Here is a 2,261-nt window from a genome sequence, read left to right on the forward strand (position 1 = left end):
CTAATCTTAAGGCAAAATCGCCTTTCTAAATAGCCGATATAATTATGTTGCCTTGGATACCTGAGTTGTTACAAAATTAGCACTATTCAATGTTGGTATATGCCGATATATGTTTAGCAGCCTTAAAAAAGCGGAGCGAAGTTTAGGGCTCCGTCTAAATATCAATCGGTATTATACGATTTTGTGCGTGAAGATAATTGTTTTATCCTGACGTATTCAAAATTATATGTTCATTAACATTTGTGAATTGTACAGGATAATCTAAAGTGGTTAATGTAGGTATAAAAATGCTTTTCTTATGGTATAATCACCTTCTATATGCCTGGTTGGTAGGATTATATGAAGTACTTATAAACGACTGGCGGAAATATTTTAAGAAATCATTTGCAATCATGACCGTTTTGCCTATATTTGCATCCGCAAAATGTTAAAAATAGCATTTGCCCAGATGGCGGAATTGGTAGACGCGCTGGTCTCAAACACCAGTGGGGCAACCCGTGCCGGTTCGATCCCGGCTCTGGGTACTTTTGAGAAATCAAAGTATCTGAACCCGAACTGCTTAGGTAGTTCGGGTTTCTTTTTATCCCCATATTTCCCCCACATTGATTCAAACTGACAAAAAAGGGATTTATTACAATTAAGTACAATCTCCTTTAAATAGATTCCAATACGGAGATTTATAAACGTGTAAGAAAAAAAAGAGAGGTTTCCCTCTCCTTAAAATCAATATCATTTTATAACATTAGTGGTAATTTGAATATGATGTAAACATACATGCCTAGTAAAACTTTGATTCAGGTTTAAATCCAAAACTTTCTTTCCATTATTTTATTTTTAGAAATTCCTTCAAAGTATGCACCTTCTAGGTTTACCCCTTTAAGGTTTGTTCCTACAAGGTTTGCATATTTAAGGTTTGCTCTGTCAAGGTTTGTATCTTCAAGGATTGCAGAGATTAGGTCTGCTTTAGTAAGGTTTGCATTGGTAAGGTTTGCACCTTCGAGGTCTGCACGTACAAGGATTGCTCCTTCAAGGTTTGTTCCTTTAAGGTTTGCATCATTAAGGTTTGCTCCTTCAAAGTTTGTTCCTACGAATACACACATCGTTAAATCAATATTTGATAAATCAACACCAGAAAGGCTAATTTGATGCTCCTTACCTCTTCTATTTGGAGTGGCAATAAGTTTAACTATTTCTATTCTAGATAATTCAGCCATGGTTTTAAATAATTAAGCAGTTGTGTTTTGAGTTATATTAAAACAACATATTCTCCGACGAGATTTATGGCACTTCATTTTTTCAATCAATAAATACGTTTTTTCAGCCTAAAAACGGAACATAATGCTTAGGTATAAGGGAAAAAAACACAAGTTTTAGGGAAATTTATGTCTAAAACTAGAGTCAACTTGAAGTCCTAAGTGGTTTTAAGTTCACTTTTTCTTACATACAATATTAAAGAAAGTGCTCTTGTTCACTTTCTTTCACAACTTAATATTCTATTAGTAATTGGGGAAAACCAAAATCCGAATCCAGGTCCATATATTTCACAAGTTGAAGTATTGGACCTGGATTTTCAGAAACATTTTAGTTGTAGATAATTTTGTTTAATGATAAGAGCAAGTTATAGAAAAGGGTACCCACTGCGTTTTGTCTCCCTATTCAACTTACTCTGCGATTATTAATCTTGAAGGAGGTAATTACCTGCCCTAGGGTTGGATAATTTTTAATAAAATAAAACTATAACAGATAAATATTCTAAAAAAGAGGATCAGAGGAAAGCAAAGAACCAGGTTAAGGCATGGTTGAATGATGAAGAATTGTGCGTCTAAATGGCCCAGTGACCACATAGCTGCGAGAAGTGCCAATGTGTCTGCATCTGCTTGTTAGTCAATTATTAATAATTCTACTTTTTTATGTTTTCTCACTTAAGTATTAAAACATGAAACGGATTTGGAATGAAGACAATAATGGCCTCCATTCAGATTGTGGTTGTATCTTGCCTTATATTTGGATAGATATATTGTTGTTAAACAACAAAGCACCTTGCGGCTAATTATTCTAAATAACTATTTATTCGTTCATTATTAAAGTATCTTTCCATTGATTATACATCCGAAAATTAAGCACGTTTTAATGAATGAACTTCAGAATAATTAAACTTCTTACTTTTTATTAAAAGTTATAATAACAATACTTCGTTAAACTTTTAAGCGGCAATAGTTCCGTAATGTAATAGTTCCCTTGCCTTCTTTTTATTTTTAGGC

The 2,261-nt window shown here is 33.4% G+C and carries 1 protein-coding gene and 1 tRNA gene; one reads left to right on the forward strand and one right to left on the reverse strand.

The genetic code is table 11. The features are described from left to right. Positions 1–442: 442 nt before the first annotated feature. A tRNA-Leu gene (locus ACT29I_RS25595) sits at positions 443–524 on the forward strand. A 276-nt stretch (positions 525–800) separates the two neighbouring features. Here the strand turns inward: ACT29I_RS25595 and ACT29I_RS25600 are convergent. After that, positions 801–1,214 carry a pentapeptide repeat-containing protein gene (locus ACT29I_RS25600; RefSeq protein WP_430932058.1) on the reverse strand — a complete coding sequence of 138 codons (414 nt, stop codon included), beginning with the start codon at positions 1,212–1,214 and terminating at the stop codon, positions 801–803. Positions 1,215–2,261: the final 1,047 nt, after the last annotated feature.

It is taken from the genome of Saccharicrinis sp. GN24d3 (assembly GCF_052400645.1).
Classification (GTDB): Bacteria; Bacteroidota; Bacteroidia; order Bacteroidales; family Marinilabiliaceae; genus Saccharicrinis.